Source organism: Streptomyces sp. NBC_01314 (assembly GCF_041435215.1).
In the GTDB taxonomy this organism is placed as follows: domain Bacteria; phylum Actinomycetota; class Actinomycetes; order Streptomycetales; family Streptomycetaceae; genus Streptomyces.
On the sequence record NZ_CP108394.1, the window covers coordinates 8,043,998 to 8,060,568 of the forward strand.

Consider the following 16,571-nt stretch of genomic DNA (forward strand, 5'->3'; position numbering starts at 1 on the left):
CTTGGCCTTGTCGAGGTGCCCGTACACCGTCCGGCGCTGAGCGGGCAGCGCCAGCCCACCAAGATCATCGCTTGGCGGGCTGGCGTATCTGTGCCATGCCCCCGCTTCAGATGCAGATCACGATCTTTCCGCGTGTGCGTCCGCGCTCGGCGTGCGCGTGGGCGTCGGCGATCCGCTCCAGGGGGTAGCTCTGTTCGATACGGGGTGTGTAGCGGCCCTGCCGGCCCAGTTCCGCGGCTGCGGACAGGAGGGTGGAGTCGTTGTCCGCGTTGACCACATGCGTGCCCAGGCGCTGCCCGCCTGCGTGGTCGGCGACGGTCGCGACGCGCGTCGGGTCGCCCGTGATCGCGACGAGGTCGTCCAGGGATCCGGAGGCCGCGGTGTCGAGCGCGATGTCGACGCCGTGCGGAGTGAGGGCGGAGAGGCGCTGCTCGAGGCCGGGGCCGTAGGTGGTGGGAACGGCGCCGAGAGAGGTGAGGAACTCGTGGTTGCGTTCGCTGGCTGTCCCGATCACGGTGGCACCTTGTGCCACCGCGATCTCGACTGCCGCGCTGCCCACGCCTCCGGCGGCTCCCTCGACGAGAAGGGTGCGTCTCGCGAGGGAGCCGAGCGCGTTCAGGCCACGCATCGCGGTCACGGACGCGAGACCGGCGCCCGCGGCCTGCTCATCGTTCCACGTGTCGGGGGCGTGGGCCCAGGCCGAGAGGATGACCAGCTCTGCGGTTGCGCCGGTGACACCGCCCAGCCCGAAAACGCGGTCGCCGATGCTCACCCCCTGCACTCCGTCACCGATTTCGTCGACCACGCCGGCGGCGTCGCGCCCTGGAATGGCGGGCAGCTCCAGGGGAATCAGCTGGTGCAGGGCGCCGGAGCGCAGCTTCCAGTCGATGGGATTGACGCTGGCCGCCGCGACCCGGACACGTATCTCGCCAAGTCCGGGGTGGGGCTCGGGGGCCTGCTCGATCACCAGGCTCTCCGCTCCGCCGTATTCATGGAAGCGGGCTGCACGCATAATGTCCTGCCTTACCTTTATAGGTCGAAATGATGGTGTTCATTCGATACCCGTTACTCTCAACCTGACGTCGACGTGAGGCGCAAATCGGCAAGCCGGCAGCCTTCCGGCCAGAGGAGCACGGGTACGGATCGGTGAGGTTGCCGAGCAGGCGGGCAGCCACCCGCCCCGAAAACCACGATCCTGCCCAACGTCGGAATACTGCCCGTCGAGTCGATGCTCCGGAAGATATCCAGAAGGTCGGTCACCAACTGGATACCAAGACCGGAGACGGGAGACCCTCGATGACGCAACAGCCACCGCTGCCACCCGACTTGTTCGACGAGCTGTGCCCGTCCTCGCTGCTGCCTTTCCGCTTCGGTGACAAATGGGCACCCCTGGTCCTCCGCTGTCTGGAAGACGGCCCGCGCAGATACTCCGAACTCCGCGTGCCACTGGGCCGCGTCACCCCGAAGGCGCTCACCCAGTCGCTCCGCGGCTTGGAGCGGAACGGGTTCGTGTCACGCACGGTGCACGCCGACCCGAAACTGCGGGTGGAGTACGCGCTGACACCGCTGGGCCGCAGCACGCTGGAGCCGCTGGCCGCCGCGTGCCGATGGGCGACCGAGCACTGGGACGAGCTGCTCGACGCACGCGAGGGCGGCTCGGGCGGCTTCTCCTCCATCGGCTGACTCGAAACTGCGTTGGCGCGTGTCGCGCCGGATGAGCCGCACCTCTGTGTTGTACCGAGCGGGTTCTCCTCCCAGCGCGGCCTGACCCACGGCGGATTCCCCACCTGAAGATCACCCCCCACTAGCCCCCGGAAAACATGCGCGGAGTGCAGCTCCTCGTGGCTGTTCCCAAGGGGCGCCGCCCTGTTCCGGGCTTCCTTGCCGGCCGGAGTGACGGGCGTCAACTCGTGGTGACCAGTTCGTCGAGCAGCCGCTCCAACAGATTGTTGTCACCGAGGAAGCTCTTCACCGAGGCGTCCTCGTTGCGTTGAGGGTCCATGCCCGACCAGTTCAGGGCGTATCCCGCGTCGGCGCTGAGTTGGACAAGGAACGCCCGCTGGGCACGGCCGTTGCCCTCGCGGAACGGGTGGAGGACGTTCAGGTCGCCGTACAACGTGGCCAGTTGGATGACGAATGCCTGCCGGTGGAGATTCTGCAGATGACCGGAGGAGGCGAGACGGCCGAAGATCTCTCCGGCGTAGGGCACCAGGTTTCTTGCCGGGCAGAACGGTGTGCGCTTGGCGATGTTAACGGTGCGTAACTCGCTTGCCCACGGATAGATGTCACCGAAGATCGCGGCATGGAACGCTTGGAGATGGCTGAGGTCGTACGCGCCGGGTAGGGGGCGTTCGGCGAGCATGACGAGGCGCGCCCGGGTGATGTCCGCCTCCGCTGCCGCGAGCAGCTGATGGTCGGTGATGCCGAGCTTGTTGCGCAGCACGCCGTTGGGCATGGCGTACGGATCGTTCACCCGGCCCGCCGCTCCGAAGTCTGCTTGTGGCGGGCGATCGCGCGGGCGACAAGGGTGTCCGCGTCGAGGTCGCCCTTCACGTATGCCTCGGTGTCGCGGTCTGAGGCATTGGAGGCCTGGAGCCCCTCGGCCTCGATGGAGCCGGTGGCCGAGGCGACGGCCGCACGCCGTGCCGCTCGGCCGCTCAGCGCCTCGAAGGCCTCGACGGACAGGAGGACACCCTGGGGCTTGCGGTGGGCACCGATCAGGACCGGGTCAGCATCCGCGCCGGACTCCGACAGGTCGGTCAGGATCCGCGACAGTCTCGCGCGCGCGTCGCTGACGGTCACGACCTCAGGAATCTCCATGCTGTCACCGTACCCATATAGAGGCTTGATTCTGTACAGATTCTAGTACGGATTCCGGTGAGCGTCCCGCCTCGGGCGGCCCTGGAGGGGGTATCCCCAACCCCGTCCCGGAGCCTGCCACCAACCGAGACTGCGAGGTTCTCGCCGATGTCGGCGGGGTTGAACCGGACCACCGGTACATCGCGCCGGTTGAGTTCGGTGATCACCATGTCGGCGGTGATGCCGCTCGCCTCGGTGGCCACCAGAACCCGCCTCTCCGAGAACGACGAAGCCCCCGTCCGGACCGCTCCGGCGTGGGGCGCCTCCTTGCGTAGCCATCAAGGTGGCCACGGAAACGTTCTCCCTGCACGTTTGTGCAGGTCATAGCGTTGCGGTGATTCTCCCCGGCGTACAGCCCGACTCGTCTGCTGCCACCTGCGGCTTGCTTGCTCTGGAAAGGGTCGCTGACCCGAGTCGGAGGCCCTTCCGGGCTTTCAAGGGCTTGCCGCGTCAGGCGGCGAAAAGCCCCTCGGACAGCACCGTGAACGCACTGAAAAGTCCCTGGCGCAGATGAGCGGGCAAGGCCTCTGACATGGCTGTTCGCGGCAGCCGTCAGAGCATGGAGCTGGTGGTGCTGGCGGTGGGGTTGGTCCTGGCTCGGCGGGATCACGCGGCCTCGGCGTTGGCCGTCGTACCCGTCCGCGAGGCTATTCCGCGCGAGCTGCGGTGAGCAGAAGTGCATCACGTGAAACTCTTTCAGCTGTCCGGTCAATGTCGCGATGAAGAGCCGCGGGCTGAGCACACCGAGGCTTCCTGAACAGCGAGAAAATCGTTCCGTAGTTAACGCTTCACGCGTTGGTGCGCTGACCGTAGGATTCGCATCCAGGGGGATCAACGGGACTTGTGCGGCCACCAGGACAGTACGGACGTCTGTGGCCGCGCTTTGCGTTGGCGGCAGAGGGGACTACCGTCGACGCCGGTGTTCCGTTGGCCCAGAAGCGACAACATCAGGGACCAGCGTGACGAACTCGGGTGACTTCGGGGGCAGCCAGGAACTCGACCGCCTCAAGGCGATGCTTGAGAGCTGGCGCACCTCTCTGGTGGACCTGAGCGGCCGCAACCGGCTGCTCAATTTCCGGCACACCAAGTCGGCGACACTGGAGATCTCGAACCCGTCCGCGCAGGAGCTCGTCGAACGCCTGGCCCGCGGCTGGGACTTCGCGCCGCTCCCGGACGAGGAGCCGGATGACGGCGAGGGTATGCGACCCGGCGATGTGGTCCTTGCGAAGAAGGGCGATCGCACCGACGGAATCGTCACCCAGAAGACCACCGCGCCTTCCCTTTCGCGTGCGTTGAACAGCCTGCGCGCCAAAGCGACGCAGGTCTTCAACGACTACGGCCTGTGGACCCTCAACCTCGGCGTCGGCATGCTCCGCTGGCGCGAGGACGGAGCTGAGACGGCCAGCGACGCCCCCCTGATCCTGATGCCGGTGGTCATCGAGCGCGCGCGCAACGGCCGGATCCGCCTCAGGGCGAGCGACGACGAGGAACCGCGCCTCAACCCGGCCCTGAAAGTGAAGCTGCAGCAATTCCACATCGACTGGATGCCGGTCGCCGAGCAGGACCCTTCGGACCTGCAGGCGGTGCTCTCCGCCGCGGCTCGCGCGGTGGCGGGCAAGGCCGGATGGCAGATCTCCGACCGCGTGGTGCTCGCACTCTTCGCCTCCCACAAGGAGTCGATGTACCAGGATCTGCTCGACAACGAGGACCGGGTTCTCGGCAGCGACCTCGTACGGGCGATGGCGCTCGGCCCGAATTCCGGACTCGCCTCCGACCGTTTCGACTTCGAGGAGATCGAGCTCGACCGGATCGACGAACTGAGTCCGCCCGAGGACAGCCCGCTGGTGCTTGACGCCGACGCCTCGCAGCGGCAGGCCGTCGCCGCGGCCGTGGCCGGACAGTCGTTCGTCCTGGACGGCCCGCCCGGCACCGGCAAGAGCCAGACGATCACGAACATGATCGCCGGCCTGATGCACGCGGGCCGCAGTGTGCTGTTTGTCAGTGAGAAGGCGGCGGCCCTCGACGTCGTCCTCGACCGGCTGAAGTCGGTCGGGCTCGACTCGTACGCCCTGGCCCTCCACAGCCACAACACCAGCCGCAAGGCGGTGGCCCAGGAGCTGGGACGGACGCTCGCGGAAGAGCCGCGCGCACCGCAACTGTCACAGCGGACCCTGGCCCAGGCCAGAGAACTGCGTCTCGCGCTCAGCGCCTACGCCGAAGCGATGAACGAGGTCCGCGACCCACTGGGACGGACCCTGCACGACGTGCTCGGTCGGGTCGGCCGACTGTCCGAGGCGCCGGTGGCTTATCTGAGCCACAGTGACGACACCCCCACGGGGACAGGGGCGACGTTTCGCGCCGAGACGCTCAGTGACGAGGACCTGCGGCTGATCGTCGAAGCGACGAAAGTCATCTCCCACGCTTGGGAGGCGGTCGCTGACCCGTCGTTCCCCTGGCGTGACCTGCGAGCCGGCCTGGCGCATCCACGTCCTGTGCTGGAGCAGGCGCAGGCGGCGCGGGACGCGCTCACGACGGCGGTCGACCGGTACCGAGATCTTGCGCCTGGGGGAGTGCCTGTCACGGACCAGAGCGGAATCGACCGTCTGGTCGCGCTCCTGCGGCTGCTTGACGTGCGGAGTCCTGTGCCGGAAGCGTGGCTGACCACGGATGCCTTCGCCGATGAGGTGGACGACCGGGCCGACACGTTCCTGGCGGAACTGCGCAAGGTGCAGCGTACGAGCACTGCCGTCCGCGCGGCGGTGGGCGAGCGTTGGCAGGAGCTGTCCACCAGGCTGACGGCTGAGCCGGGGCAAGCCGAGAAGGCGCTCTCGGTGATGGCGCCGCGCGGCCTCGACCTCGCCGGACTCACGGAGGAGCGAGCGCGACAGCTCGCCGGGGAGTTCGGCGCGACCGCTGGTGTGCTGGAGCGGACCCTGCAGAGCCTCACCGGTGTCAGCCACCTCACCGGGCTCACGAATCCCGGCAGCCCGGAGGGATCACGTCATCTGTGTGACGTGATCGCCGTGGCCGGCACCGAACACCGCCCTCTCGAGCAGTGGCTGGTCCCTGACGGCCCCGCGCGGGCGGAGGAGGCGGCGGTCGGGGCCGCCGCCGACGCACTGAGTGACTTCTTCTCACGACGGGACCAGGTACTCTCCGCCCAGGTCCTCGCCACGGACCACGCGGGCCCCGGGTGGTCCGAACTGCATCGGGAAGTGAGCGCCGAGCGACCGGCCAACGAGCAGGCCATCGCTGCACTGGAGCCGCCAGGCGCCGACATCGCGTCGCTGACCGGCCGCGAGGCCGCCGAGCTGGCCAAGCGGTTCGACACGCTCGCCGACGCGCTTGAGATGGCCGCCGAGCACGCCGACTCGGTGGCCGAGCGCCTCGGGTGTGACCGGCCGAAGGCTACTTCCGAGGCGGAGGGCCTGGCCACGCTGGTCGAGCTGGCCACAGCCTCGGACCGCACGCTCGAAGCATGGCTCGATCCCCGTGCACTTCCCGGTGTCCAGGCAGCCGTCGCGGAGATCTCCGCGGCCGCCCAAGACCTGGCTGCCGCGCAGGAGGCGGCGCGCGACACCTTCCTGCCCGAAGTCGTCTCCGCGCCCGAACTGCCCGGAGCGGTCCACCGGCTCCTGGAGGGTCGCCAGGGACTCGCCGGCATGCTGTCCAGCGGCATCCGGGCCGACCGGAAGCTCGTGGCCCGGCTGACACACGGCGGCTCGTGGCGCGGCGAGCTGTACGACAAGCTGCCACTCGCCGACGCCTGGTGCGCCGCTCACCGGAAGCTGCGGTCGCTGGCCACGGCCCACGCCGAGCTGATCGGCCGCTATCGGGGCACGGCGTTGCCCGATGTTCCGGCACTGCGCAAGGCACTCGCGCACGCCGAAGCGGTCCACGCACTCGTGCCGGAAACCGTTGCCGACCCCTACCGCCGGAGTCTGCTCGCCACTCACCTGGCCGACGGCCGAGAGCCGCGACCCCCACTCGTCGAGCAGGGCACGGCGCTGCGCAGCGATCTCGCCACGTGGCGAAGGGATTTGGCCAGCCCGTCGTTGGCACCGCATGCGGCCGACCTCACCAAGCAGCCGCTCGGCGACGCCGCCCGCTGGCTGCGCGCCCACCTCGCCCCATTGCGACAGGCCGTCGCGCTGCTGGACACCGTGGCCTCGGTCGGTCGCCGGGACAGTGGCCCCGGTTCCGAGCACACGCTCGCCTCCGCGCGCACGGCGGTCACGGCTGCGCACGCGGCACAGAAGGAGACCGCCGCGTTCGCCGCTCAGGCCGTAACCGACCGCAGTCTTCTCGGCCCCTGGTACCGGGGCCTCGACACGCAGGCGGACGACCTGCACGACGCCGCGCCCAACGGGGTGACGGGCTATGAGCCCGTGGGGCAGCTCCTGCGCCGCGGCCTTGACCTGACGCGACAGCAACCGGGCCCATACACCTCGGAGCAGCAGCGCGAGTTGCTGGGCCGGTACGCCCCGGAAGGGCACCCCCACACCGAGGCCTTGCGGGCCGCCCTGGACTCCGCCGGGCTGATCGCCCGCCTCGTACCCGACACGCTCACGGAACCAGCGCGCCGGACCAGCCTCGTCGAGGTACTGGCCGACGGCCGGCCCGAACCGCGCGAACTCCTCGCGCAGACGGACCAGATCCGCCGTGACCTGGACCTCTGGCAGGAGTACACCGGGCAGCCCCACGTCGCGACGGTCGGCACAGCGCTCGCCGCCCGCCCCCTCGAACGGGCGGCGAGCTGGCTCCGCGCGCACGTGGAGCCCTTCGAGGACGCCGCCGACCTCATCCGCTCAACCGCCCGCGTCATGGACGAGGAGACGGGCCTCACCCTGTCGCGGGCCAGGGAAGCGGTGGCCGCCGTTGTTTCCGCCCGCGCCGCCGAGTCCTCTTTCGCGGAGAACGACGCCACGTACCGAAGCCTTCTCGGTTCCCTCTACCAGGGCACCGAGACAGACCGTGATGCGGTCCTGGATTCCCTGGACTGGGCTCAGAAGGTCCGTCGTACCGCACACGGCGGCCACTCCGCGCCCCTGCCCCGGGATGCGGCCCGGCTGATGCTGGCCGCGTCAGCCGACCCGTCCGTCGCGGCCCGCGCCGACGACTGGAGCGGTCAGCGCGAGGCACTCGCCGGTTACTTCGAGCCCGAGCGGGCTGAGGAGCTGCGACGCGAACTCGCCGAATCCCTCCCCGCGGCCCAGTCCATCCTGTCCCGCCTCGACCGCGACCCCTTCGGCCCGGAAGCGTGGACCAGCTGCGCCGACGCACTGACCCTGCTGCGCCGCTACCACCTCGACGGGTTGCCCGACCAGCTCGCACGCCGCGAGGTTTCCGCCGAGGACTTCCCAGCCGCGATGGAACGTGCGGTGCTCACCGCGTGGGTCGAGCACCAGCTCGCCACCGACGCGAGGCTGAAGCCGATGCGGGCCGTGGAGCGCGACCAGTTGGTGGAGCGCTTCCAGAGGGCGGACCAGGACCTGGTGGCGGCGGCCCACGCCGAGGTCATCGCCGCGTGCAACTCCCGCCGCCCTCGCCGGACATCTGTGGGCCAGGCCGCCGTGATCCGCCGTGAGTCCGAGAAACAGCGTCGTCACATGCCCGTACGCCACCTGCTGCAGCAGACCGGCGACGTCGTACGGCTGGTCAAGCCCTGCTTCATGATGAGCCCGCTGACGGTCAGCCAGTTTCTGCCACCCGACTTCGAGTTCGACGTCGTCGTCTTCGACGAGGCATCCCAGGTGCTGCCCCAGGACGCGGTGAACTCCGTCTACCGGGGCAAGGCCCTCATCGTGGCGGGCGACCAGAAGCAGCTGCCGCCGACCTCGTTCTTCACCGCGACCGGGGACAGCGACGACGGCGACAATTGGGACGAGGACGCCACCGACGGCTTTGAGTCCATCCTCGACATGTGCAAGGCCAGCGGAGTCCTGCGCGGGCTGCCCCTGCGCTGGCACTACCGCAGTCGGCACGAGAACCTGATCGCCTTCAGCAACCACGACTTCTACGACAACTCCATGGTCACGTTCCCTGGCGCGCTGGAACAGGGACCGGACATCGGCGTGGAGTTCGTCAAGGCGGACGGCGTCTACGACCGCGGCGGGAGCAGCGACAACCCCCTTGAGGCCACGAAGGTGGCCCAGCGCGTCATCCACCACTTCGACACCCGCCCCGAGCACACCCTCGGCGTGGTCGCGCTGTCGAAGGCGCAGGCGGAGGCCATCGAGGAGGCGGTGCAGAAGGCGAGGGCGGCCCGCCCGGACCTCGACCACCACTTCACGGAAGGCCGGCTCGACGGTTTCTTCATCAAGAACCTCGAGACCGTCCAGGGCGACGAACGCGACGTCATCATCCTCTCCGTCGGCTACGGTCCCGACCACCGGGGCAAGCTGTTGTCGACGTTCGGCCCCATCAACAGAGAGGGCGGCTGGCGACGCCTCAACGTTGCCGTGACCCGCGCCCGGCGCCGCATGGAGGTCGTCGCCTCCTTCCACGGAGGCGATCTGCCGGACAGCGCCAACAAGAGCGTGCAGCACCTCAAGCGGTACCTGCAGTACGCCCAGCACGGTCCTGCGATCCTCCAGACAGAGGCCGCCGATCCGGACGCGGCGCCGGAGAGCCCCTTCGAAGAGGAGGTCATCGGCGTCCTGCGCGGCTGGGGATATGAGGTCCAGCCGCAGGTGGGGGTCGCCGGTTTCCGTATCGACATGGCGGTGCGGCACCCGGGCGCGCCCGGCACGTACGCGCTGGGCATCGAGTGCGACGGCGCCATGTATCACTCCTCGCGGGCGGCCCGGGACCGCGACCGGCTCAGGGAAGCGGTCCTGCGCGACCTGGGCTGGAGGCTGCACCGAATCTGGGGCACGGACTGGTATCGGAACCGGCGGGATGCGATGGCGCGGCTGCGGGCCGCGGTGGAGCAGGCGTGTGCGGAGGATCCGCATGCGGTGCGAGTGGCGCCGCCCGTGGGCGTGGACCGCAGTGGTGGCGGCCTAGCCAACGGTGACAGTACGGCGGACGTCGTGGACGGCCCCCTGAGCGCGGGGGGCGGAGAACCTGTAGAAGTGGCCGGTGGTCCGGCAGTCCCGCGAGTGGAGTTCGTGACCGTCGACGCCGGCCCTGCACCCTGGAGCCGCCCCTACCAGGAGGTCGACCCTGACCTGTTGGCAGAGGTACGTGACAGGTCGAGCAGCCAGCGGGGCATGTGGGGCGCGGAGTTGCAGGACCCCGAAGCCCTCGATGTGGTGGCGGACGTGGCGCTGTGTGTGGTCGAGGTGGAAGGGCCCGTCGAGAAAGAGGTGATCTACACCCGGGTCCGTCTCGCGTGGGGCCTCGGACGAGCCGGCCAGGTGGTCCGCGACCGCATCGACCGGGCTCTTCGCCGCCTGCTCAGGCAAGGCAAGATCGTCCACATCGGTACGGCCTACGACAGGCCCGGCCACGAAACGGAGTTCGCCCGCACACCGACGGAGCGGTGCGCCCGACGAGTCGCGGAGGTCCCCGTGGCGGAGCGGCAGCTCGTGCTCAGAAACGTGGTCGACGAAGGACCGGGCGTGCAGCGCGAGGACCTGCTGCGGGAGGCCGCTCGTTTCTTCGGATGGGCGCGACTCGGAGCCGATATCCGGGACGCGCTGACTGGCGACATCGACGCGTTGATCGCCGCCGGGGACTTGACCGAGTCGGGGGGCGGCCTGATGCCTGCGGAGGGTTCTTGATCCGCTGCGGTGGGCTCTCCTCATATCGCCCGGAGGGCCCGCTGGGCTGCCAGGATGGACAAGCGCCATCAATGGTTCGTTGACATGCGAGCGATCGAAGGTGGGACGCTCTCGTGGACAAGGCGGTTGCTGAAGCCTTTGTGCTGACCCCGGACCCAGACCGCCGCGCACTGGCGCGGTCCTCGTCGTCGACCACGCAGAGCAGCGGCCGATGCCGGACGTCGGTAGGGGAGACCGGGTACGGCGTCCGCTGCCGTCACTGCGACCACCGGTACGACTGTCAGTACCGCCAGGTACCCTCAAACACATCGTCAACGCGGCCCGACGGGCTTCCGCTCCACCCCGGTGGAGCCTCGAAGGACATGCCCCCACCCGCACGAGTCTCTTCGTGCTGCCTGGGGGAAGTCCTTGCTGTTCCGCGCGTCCGCGAAAACGGTCGCCGTCATGGCACTCGACGGTTCGCTGTTTCTGCACCTCACCGACAAGTTCGTTCACATGCACGGCTATCGGCCCGGCGCCTCGGAGGTGCGTTCCTGGGAGCGCAGCATTCCCGTCCTGGCCGCCGCGCTCAACGACGCCGGCCTGGGCGACGTGGAGGTCATGCTGGAGTACGCGCTCCCGCTGAACAGCAAGCGCGCCGACGTGGTCCTCGCGGGTGTGCACCCGGTGACGGGAGAGCCGTCGTACGTCGTGGTGGAGCTGAAGCAGTGGAGCCAGGCGCTGCCCCACGAGGACGACCCCACCTTGTGTCATGTCGACGCCTATGCTCATCCGGTTCTGAACCCCATCGAGCAGGTCCGCCGTTACTGCGAATACCTCGTCAATTTCAACGGGGCGGTGGCGGAACACGGGCACCGGGTGGCGGGAGTGGCATTTCTGCACAACGCCACCGAATTCGGTGTGACCGGGCTGCGGGAGATCGAGCGTGACGGTCACGGACTGCTCTTCACAGCGGAACGCCGTGGCGCCTTCCTCGACCACCTACGTTCGAGGCTGAGCGACAAGCAGCCAGGGGCCGGGGCTGCGGACGAACTCAGCGCGGGCGCCACGGTGCCATCGAAGCAGCTCATGTCCGTGGCCGCTGAAGAGGTGCGCGAACGCACACAGTTCGTCCTCCTCGACGAGCAGCAGGTCGCGTACCGCATGGTGCTCAACGCGGTGGAGAAGGCCAAGCGCGCCGACCGCAAGGAGGTTGTCGTCGTCACGGGCGGTCCCGGCACCGGCAAGAGCGTCATTGCTCTCCAAGTGCTCGGCGAGCTCTACCGGCGCGGGGTGCCGGCGCTGCACGCCACCGGCTCGCAGTCGTTCACGAAGACGATGAGGAAGGTCGCCGGAGCCCGCAAGCGGGAAGTCCAGGACCTGTTCAAGTACTTCAACAGCTTCATGACGGCAGAGAAGAACAGCCTGGGTGCCCTGATCTGCGACGAGGCACACCGTATCCGGGAGACCTCGGCCAACCGCTACACGCGCGCCGCGCACCGCACCGGCCGGGCCCAGATCGACGAACTCATCGACGTCGCGTACGTGCCCGTCTTCTTCCTCGATGAGCACCAGGTCGTGCGCCCCGGAGAGATGGGCACCGTGGCGGAGATCAAGGCGGCAGCGGCGAAGCGGGGCATCCCGTGCCAGGTCGTCCCGCTCGACAGCCAGTTCCGTTGCGGTGGCAGTGATGCCTACCTGCGTTGGGTGGTTCGCCTCCTCGGCCTGGAGCCGGGCGGGCCGGTCGTCTGGGAGCCCGATGACCGCATGCAGTTGCTGGTGGCCGACAGCCCGCAGGAGATGGAGGCCTTCCTCGAAGCCCGTCGATCCCAGGGCTACGGTGCCCGTATGTCCGCAGGGTATTGCTGGCGCTGGTCCCCGGAACCCAAGCCCGGCGAGCCGCTCGCGCCAGACGTCGTCATCGGTGATTGGGCCCGCCCCTGGAACCTGCGCGGCGACCGCTCCGTCTCCGGCGCACCCCCGGCCGCACTCTGGGCCACCGACCCGGCGGGCTTCGGACAGGTCGGCTGCGTCTACACCGCGCAGGGCTTCGAGTACGGCTGGTCCGGCGTCATCATCGGTCCCGACCTGGTCTGGCGCGGCGACCGCTGGATCACGGACCGCGCAGCTTCCAAGGATCCGGTCTTCAAGAGGTCTACCCCGGACACGGACGTCGACCGCCTGATCCGCAACACCTACAAGGTCCTGCTGACCCGGGGCATGGTCGGCACGATCGTGTACTCGCCGGACGCGGAGACGCGGGAGAGACTGTGGGAGTTGGCGGGTGGAGTGGCACGGGAAGTCGTGCCGGTCTGACGGACCGGTTGTGTGCGTTCAGATGTCGTCAGAAGCCCAGCCGGGTGGATTCCGCTGGGCTTCACGCAGAAGGCGATCGACGTCGAAGCCGTGCTCGCTCAGCCGGTACCGAGCCGTGTCCAAGTGGCGCTCTTCGAAGAGATGTCGATACCACGGCAGGAGAACGAACGCCTCGACGCTCAGCTCAAGACGGCCGGCCTCCCACAGCCTGGTGAAGCCGTCCGAGGCGTTGCCGCCGCGCAGAAGCTGCTTGGCGGCCCCGACGCCGCCCAGCTCACCCAGCATCTGTACGAACCTCGTGGGGTTGTAGCCGATCTCGCGCTTGAGACGTTCGGCGCCGCTGCGCATGTCGCCGTGGAACCTGTTGTCTGCTTCGCTCGGCATCCGTCTCGCTCCCCTGACCTGGCACCTTTGTCGGGATGAAAGGTGCGGCGCGACCCTACTACTCCTGCCGGGGAGGCAGCCATCGTGCTGCCTGCTCGCGGCTCACCTTGTTCGCATCGACGTACCAGGCACGGCGTTCGGGGTCCCAGCGTGCTTTGAGGCGCTTCTTCACCTCGTTGTTGTCCTCGAACGGGACGTCCAGGTACAGCCGGGCGGTTGGAGCGCTTTGTGGACCGCCGGGCTCTCGCAGCCGCGGATTCCAGGCGGACCTCTCCTTCCGCGCCCGCTCGATCACCTGCCCGACACGCTCACAAGCGACGGGATCGGTGAGACGCATCATCAGGTCCGTCGGCCCAGTGTTCGCCAGCAGGTTCAGGGACCCGTGCCACAGGATCGTGCCGTCCAGGATCAGGACTTTCTCGTGCATGCGCTCCCGGAACTCCACCACGCATCCGTACGATCGCAGTTCCTCGACCAGGCCCGAGACTCTGGATGCCGCAGCCTCCGTCGACTGCTCATCCGGGTCTCGTGTTGTCACGGTCACCCGCACACCGTCCGCGACGCGCTTCGCGAGCGAGCTGCCCCAGGACCGCACGGGACGCGGGTCGAGGAACGGGGAGTAGAGCTCGATACTGCGCGTGGCCCGGTCGAGATCCCACCGCACCGCCTGCGGCACCTCGTCGGCAGGGAAGAATGCGGGCCGGGCCAGTTCCTCCTCCGACAGCACAGAGAGCTGCGCAGCGTCCCGGACGGGGATGAGCTGGTCCAGAGACAGCAGTTGGGCATGCGCCTCGAGATGATCGAGCATGCGTAGCGCCTCGCTGCCGATGCCGAGGTGTTCGCGAAGGTGCTCGACGTCCGCGAGGACCACCAGATGGTCCTGCGCCCTGCTGAGAGCGACGTTGAGTAGACGGCAAGTCTGGGAGGACAGACCGGTGCCTTGGTAGAAGTATCCGGGGTGCCGACCGGCCCCGGCTGTGGTGTCGAGGATGACGACCGGGCGCTGACTGCCCTGGAACCGGTGGATCGTGTCGACGAGCCCCTCGTAGGACTCGCCGAACCGGTGAGCGAGACTGCGCTGAAGTGCCTTTACCTGTGCCTTGTAGGGGGCGATCACCGCGAGCCGATCGGTGGCCCGTTCTCCGGCGGGAACGTCCTGCCACTTGCGGCCCGGCAGAACGCCCTCGTACTGCAGACCCCGTACGAGTTCGTGGACCGCTGCCTCGTGAACGGTGTTGGTCTGGTGGTCCCGTCCAGTGATGCGCTGCTTCGACGTGTCGATGAGAATCAACGGGGCGTCGACGAGCGGATTGAACGGCATGCGCGAGGAGTCCCCGCGGCCGGTCGACAGGGGAGCATCGGGGTAGGCGACGGTGTTCACCAGGTCGCAGATCGGGCTTCGCATCCGGTACTGCGTGTCGAGCGCGACGAGGCGGCTGTCCGGACGGACCGAGCCGGAGGCACCGACCAGACCTGCGGCGTGGAAGACGTCCCGCGCCGTCCACAACGCGGCGTGGTCCCGCTCGTCCGGCGTCGCCTTACGGTCACCGACTCCCTTGGTCACGGCCGGCAGCTGCCGGAAGTCACCGGCGACGACGACTCGCTTGCGCGCCAGGCCCGCCGCGTACCAGGCGGACGGCAGAGCGACCATCCCCGCCTCGTCGATGACGACGACGTCGACTCGGTCCAGCAGCTTCTTCGACTGCACGGCCTTGGCGACGGTGGTGCCGAGCACCCGGCACTTCGAGTGGACCGTGTCCTTGATTGCCCGTCGCTGTTGGTCAAGCCCGTCGATCTCCTGCTGCAACCGGTCGGCCTTGCTGACCAGGGCGGCCCGGTCGGGCACCCCCACCAGTCCGGTCTCAGCGTCGGCGAGGGTTTTTCGGATCCGTGTGAGATCCGCGGTGGCCCGGCGCAGAGCGCGATCGCCGGCGGCCAGGTTGGAGACAATCTGCTCCAACCTCGTGCGGGCGCCGGTGATGGCGGCCTGTGCGTGGTCGAGCTGTTTGCGCTTGCGCCCGCCGAAGATGCCGTCCGGATCACCGATCTTGACCACTGTCCGGTTGTGCTCGGCGATCTCGGACCGCGCCCGCAGCTGCGCCGATATGGCCGCTTCCCGTGACGCTGTGGCGCTGTTGTGAGCCTTTTGCGCGTCGGTGAATTCGTTCCGCAGGGCGCGGGCCCTGTCATGGGCCGCTATGTGGGCTCGTGCCGCGCGCAGCGCCTCGGTGTGCTCCGTCAGTGCGGCGTCCAACTTCGCGGAGAGCCGTGCCGCGATCCGGTCCGGGTCGATCTGGTCCCCGTACGTATCGCGGAGCGAGGCGACGGCGATGTCCCCGGCCCGCTGTACGAGTCCTTCCTTGAAGGCGGACTCACCGGACAGCAGGTCGCAGACGCGCTCCAGTGCCTGATCGACCGCCACCTTCGTCGGGGCGAGGAACAGCACATTGAGCCCTTGCCGACAGGTGCCCTCGATGATGTGCCCGACGACGTCCGTCTTGCCGGTCCCGGGAGGCCCCCACAGGAAGGTGACTTCACTGGCGAGAGCCCGCGCCACGGCCTGACGTTGTCCTGAATTGAGCTGCAGGGAAGCCCAGTTGGCCACCCACCGGGCCACCGAGCGCTCACTGTCGATCCGGGGTGTCCCCTGGCCAATCATCCATCCCGCGCTCTCCAGCCGCACCGGATGGTCCGGTTGCCCCACGGATTCCAGTCGCTCGACGAGAACCCGCAGGCCCGCCGTCTCGTCCTCCCGGATCTGCACGTTCGCCGGGGATACGCCGAGCGCGGCGGCCGTGGTGAGTCGCACCTTGCCCTCCGGTATCCGGGCGACCTCCGCCGATGCCCATTCGCCCGTCGACCGCGAGGCCCTGACCAGCACGTCCTTGCCGTCCAGCGCGGCCTGCCAGGTACGGCACTCGAAGAGGTACTCGTGCCGGCCGTCCCATGACGAGACCCGGCGTCCCTTCGAAAGGGACACCTTCACGCCGTCCTTGGCATCGTTGCGCAACTCGGCGGCGATCTCCAGCCGGACAGCGGTCAGCAGTTCATTGACCGGATGTGGACGCGTCGTTCCCTCTGCCATGGAACCACCCCCGAGGTGATCGGCCGAACGTCGATGTCGTGCGCGGAACGACGGGACCTTACGCATGGCATGTGATGTCGGGAATGGATCCGGCCAGCGGCACAATTTACCTTGCGGAGGAGCGCTCCTGTGCTGTGAATCGCTCTGCCGCGAACTGAGCGACCGGCGCTGGTGGGACACTTCGAGGCGGGGCTCTTGAGCACGGCTGGCGGCACCACGGT

General features: G+C 68.6%; 10 protein-coding genes. 4 read left to right on the forward strand and 6 right to left on the reverse strand.

The features are described from left to right. Nucleotides 1–106: 106 nt before the first annotated feature. The gene (locus OG622_RS35435) at nucleotides 107–1,012 is read right to left on the reverse strand and encodes an NADP-dependent oxidoreductase (protein WP_371580703.1); all 906 of its coding nucleotides are present in this window, start codon (nucleotides 1,010–1,012) and stop codon (nucleotides 107–109) included. Nucleotides 1,013–1,296: 284 nt separating this feature from the next. On the opposite strand from OG622_RS35435, the gene OG622_RS35440 reads away from it, so the two are divergent. Further along, entirely contained in the window at nucleotides 1,297–1,683 is a 387-nt protein-coding gene (locus OG622_RS35440) for a winged helix-turn-helix transcriptional regulator (protein ID WP_371580704.1), read from the forward strand. 220 nt (nucleotides 1,684–1,903) lie between these two features. Here OG622_RS35440 and OG622_RS35445 read toward each other — a convergent pair whose 3' ends face one another. The 3 genes from OG622_RS35445 to OG622_RS35455 are packed head-to-tail and all read right to left on the reverse strand — an operon-like array spanning nucleotide 1,904 to nucleotide 3,062. Further along, nucleotides 1,904–2,473, reverse strand: a complete 570-nt coding sequence (locus OG622_RS35445; RefSeq protein WP_371580705.1) for a Fic/DOC family protein — start codon at nucleotides 2,471–2,473, stop codon at nucleotides 1,904–1,906. Continuing rightward, on the reverse strand, nucleotides 2,470–2,820 hold the full coding sequence (locus OG622_RS35450) for a type II toxin-antitoxin system Phd/YefM family antitoxin (RefSeq protein ID WP_371580706.1): 351 nt from the start codon (nucleotides 2,818–2,820) through the stop codon (nucleotides 2,470–2,472). Before OG622_RS35450 ends, OG622_RS35445 begins: the two co-directional genes overlap by 4 nt. Continuing rightward, nucleotides 2,799–3,062, reverse strand: a complete 264-nt coding sequence (locus tag OG622_RS35455; RefSeq protein WP_371580707.1) for a hypothetical protein — start codon at nucleotides 3,060–3,062, stop codon at nucleotides 2,799–2,801. The genes OG622_RS35450 and OG622_RS35455 overlap by 22 nt, the downstream gene beginning before the upstream one ends. A gap of 329 nt (nucleotides 3,063–3,391) precedes the next feature. On the opposite strand from OG622_RS35455, the gene OG622_RS35460 reads away from it, so the two are divergent. The 3 genes from OG622_RS35460 (at nucleotide 3,392) to OG622_RS35470 (ending at nucleotide 12,881) form a co-directional block, all read left to right on the forward strand. After that, nucleotides 3,392–3,529 carry a hypothetical protein gene (locus OG622_RS35460; RefSeq protein WP_371580708.1) on the forward strand — a complete coding sequence of 46 codons (138 nt, stop codon included), beginning with the start codon at nucleotides 3,392–3,394 and terminating at the stop codon, nucleotides 3,527–3,529. Nucleotides 3,530–3,818: 289 nt separating this feature from the next. After that, nucleotides 3,819–10,586, forward strand: a complete 6,768-nt coding sequence (locus OG622_RS35465; protein WP_371580709.1) for a DUF3320 domain-containing protein — start codon at nucleotides 3,819–3,821, stop codon at nucleotides 10,584–10,586. Nucleotides 10,587–10,994: 408 nt separating this feature from the next. Further along, nucleotides 10,995–12,881, forward strand: a complete 1,887-nt coding sequence (locus OG622_RS35470) for a DNA/RNA helicase domain-containing protein (RefSeq protein WP_371580710.1) — start codon at nucleotides 10,995–10,997, stop codon at nucleotides 12,879–12,881. 18 nt (nucleotides 12,882–12,899) lie between these two features. Here OG622_RS35470 and OG622_RS35475 read toward each other — a convergent pair whose 3' ends face one another. Together OG622_RS35475 and OG622_RS35480 are read right to left on the reverse strand one after the other, a co-directional pair. After that, entirely contained in the window at nucleotides 12,900–13,265 is a 366-nt protein-coding gene (locus OG622_RS35475) for a hypothetical protein (protein ID WP_371580711.1), read from the reverse strand. Between the two features lie 58 nt (nucleotides 13,266–13,323). Beyond that, nucleotides 13,324–16,350: an AAA domain-containing protein gene (locus OG622_RS35480; protein WP_371580712.1), complete on the reverse strand. Its 3,027-nt coding sequence runs from the start codon at nucleotides 16,348–16,350 to the stop codon at nucleotides 13,324–13,326. Between the last annotated feature and the right edge of the window lie 221 nt (nucleotides 16,351–16,571).

What these genes read in the sequence shown, in the direction of transcription:
- OG622_RS35435 (WP_371580703.1), bottom strand. Translation starts at nt 1,012, where the DNA reads ATGCGTGCAGCCCGCTTCCATGAATACGGCGGAGCGGAGAGCCTGGTG.
- OG622_RS35440 (WP_371580704.1), top strand. Translation starts at nt 1,297, where the DNA reads ATGACGCAACAGCCACCGCTGCCACCCGACTTGTTCGACGAGCTGTGC.
- OG622_RS35450 (WP_371580706.1), bottom strand. Translation starts at nt 2,820, where the DNA reads ATGGAGATTCCTGAGGTCGTGACCGTCAGCGACGCGCGCGCGAGACTG.
- OG622_RS35460 (WP_371580708.1), top strand. Translation starts at nt 3,392, where the DNA reads ATGGCTGTTCGCGGCAGCCGTCAGAGCATGGAGCTGGTGGTGCTGGCG.
- OG622_RS35475 (WP_371580711.1), bottom strand. Translation starts at nt 13,265, where the DNA reads ATGCCGAGCGAAGCAGACAACAGGTTCCACGGCGACATGCGCAGCGGC.
- OG622_RS35480 (WP_371580712.1), bottom strand. Translation starts at nt 16,350, where the DNA reads ATGGCAGAGGGAACGACGCGTCCACATCCGGTCAATGAACTGCTGACC.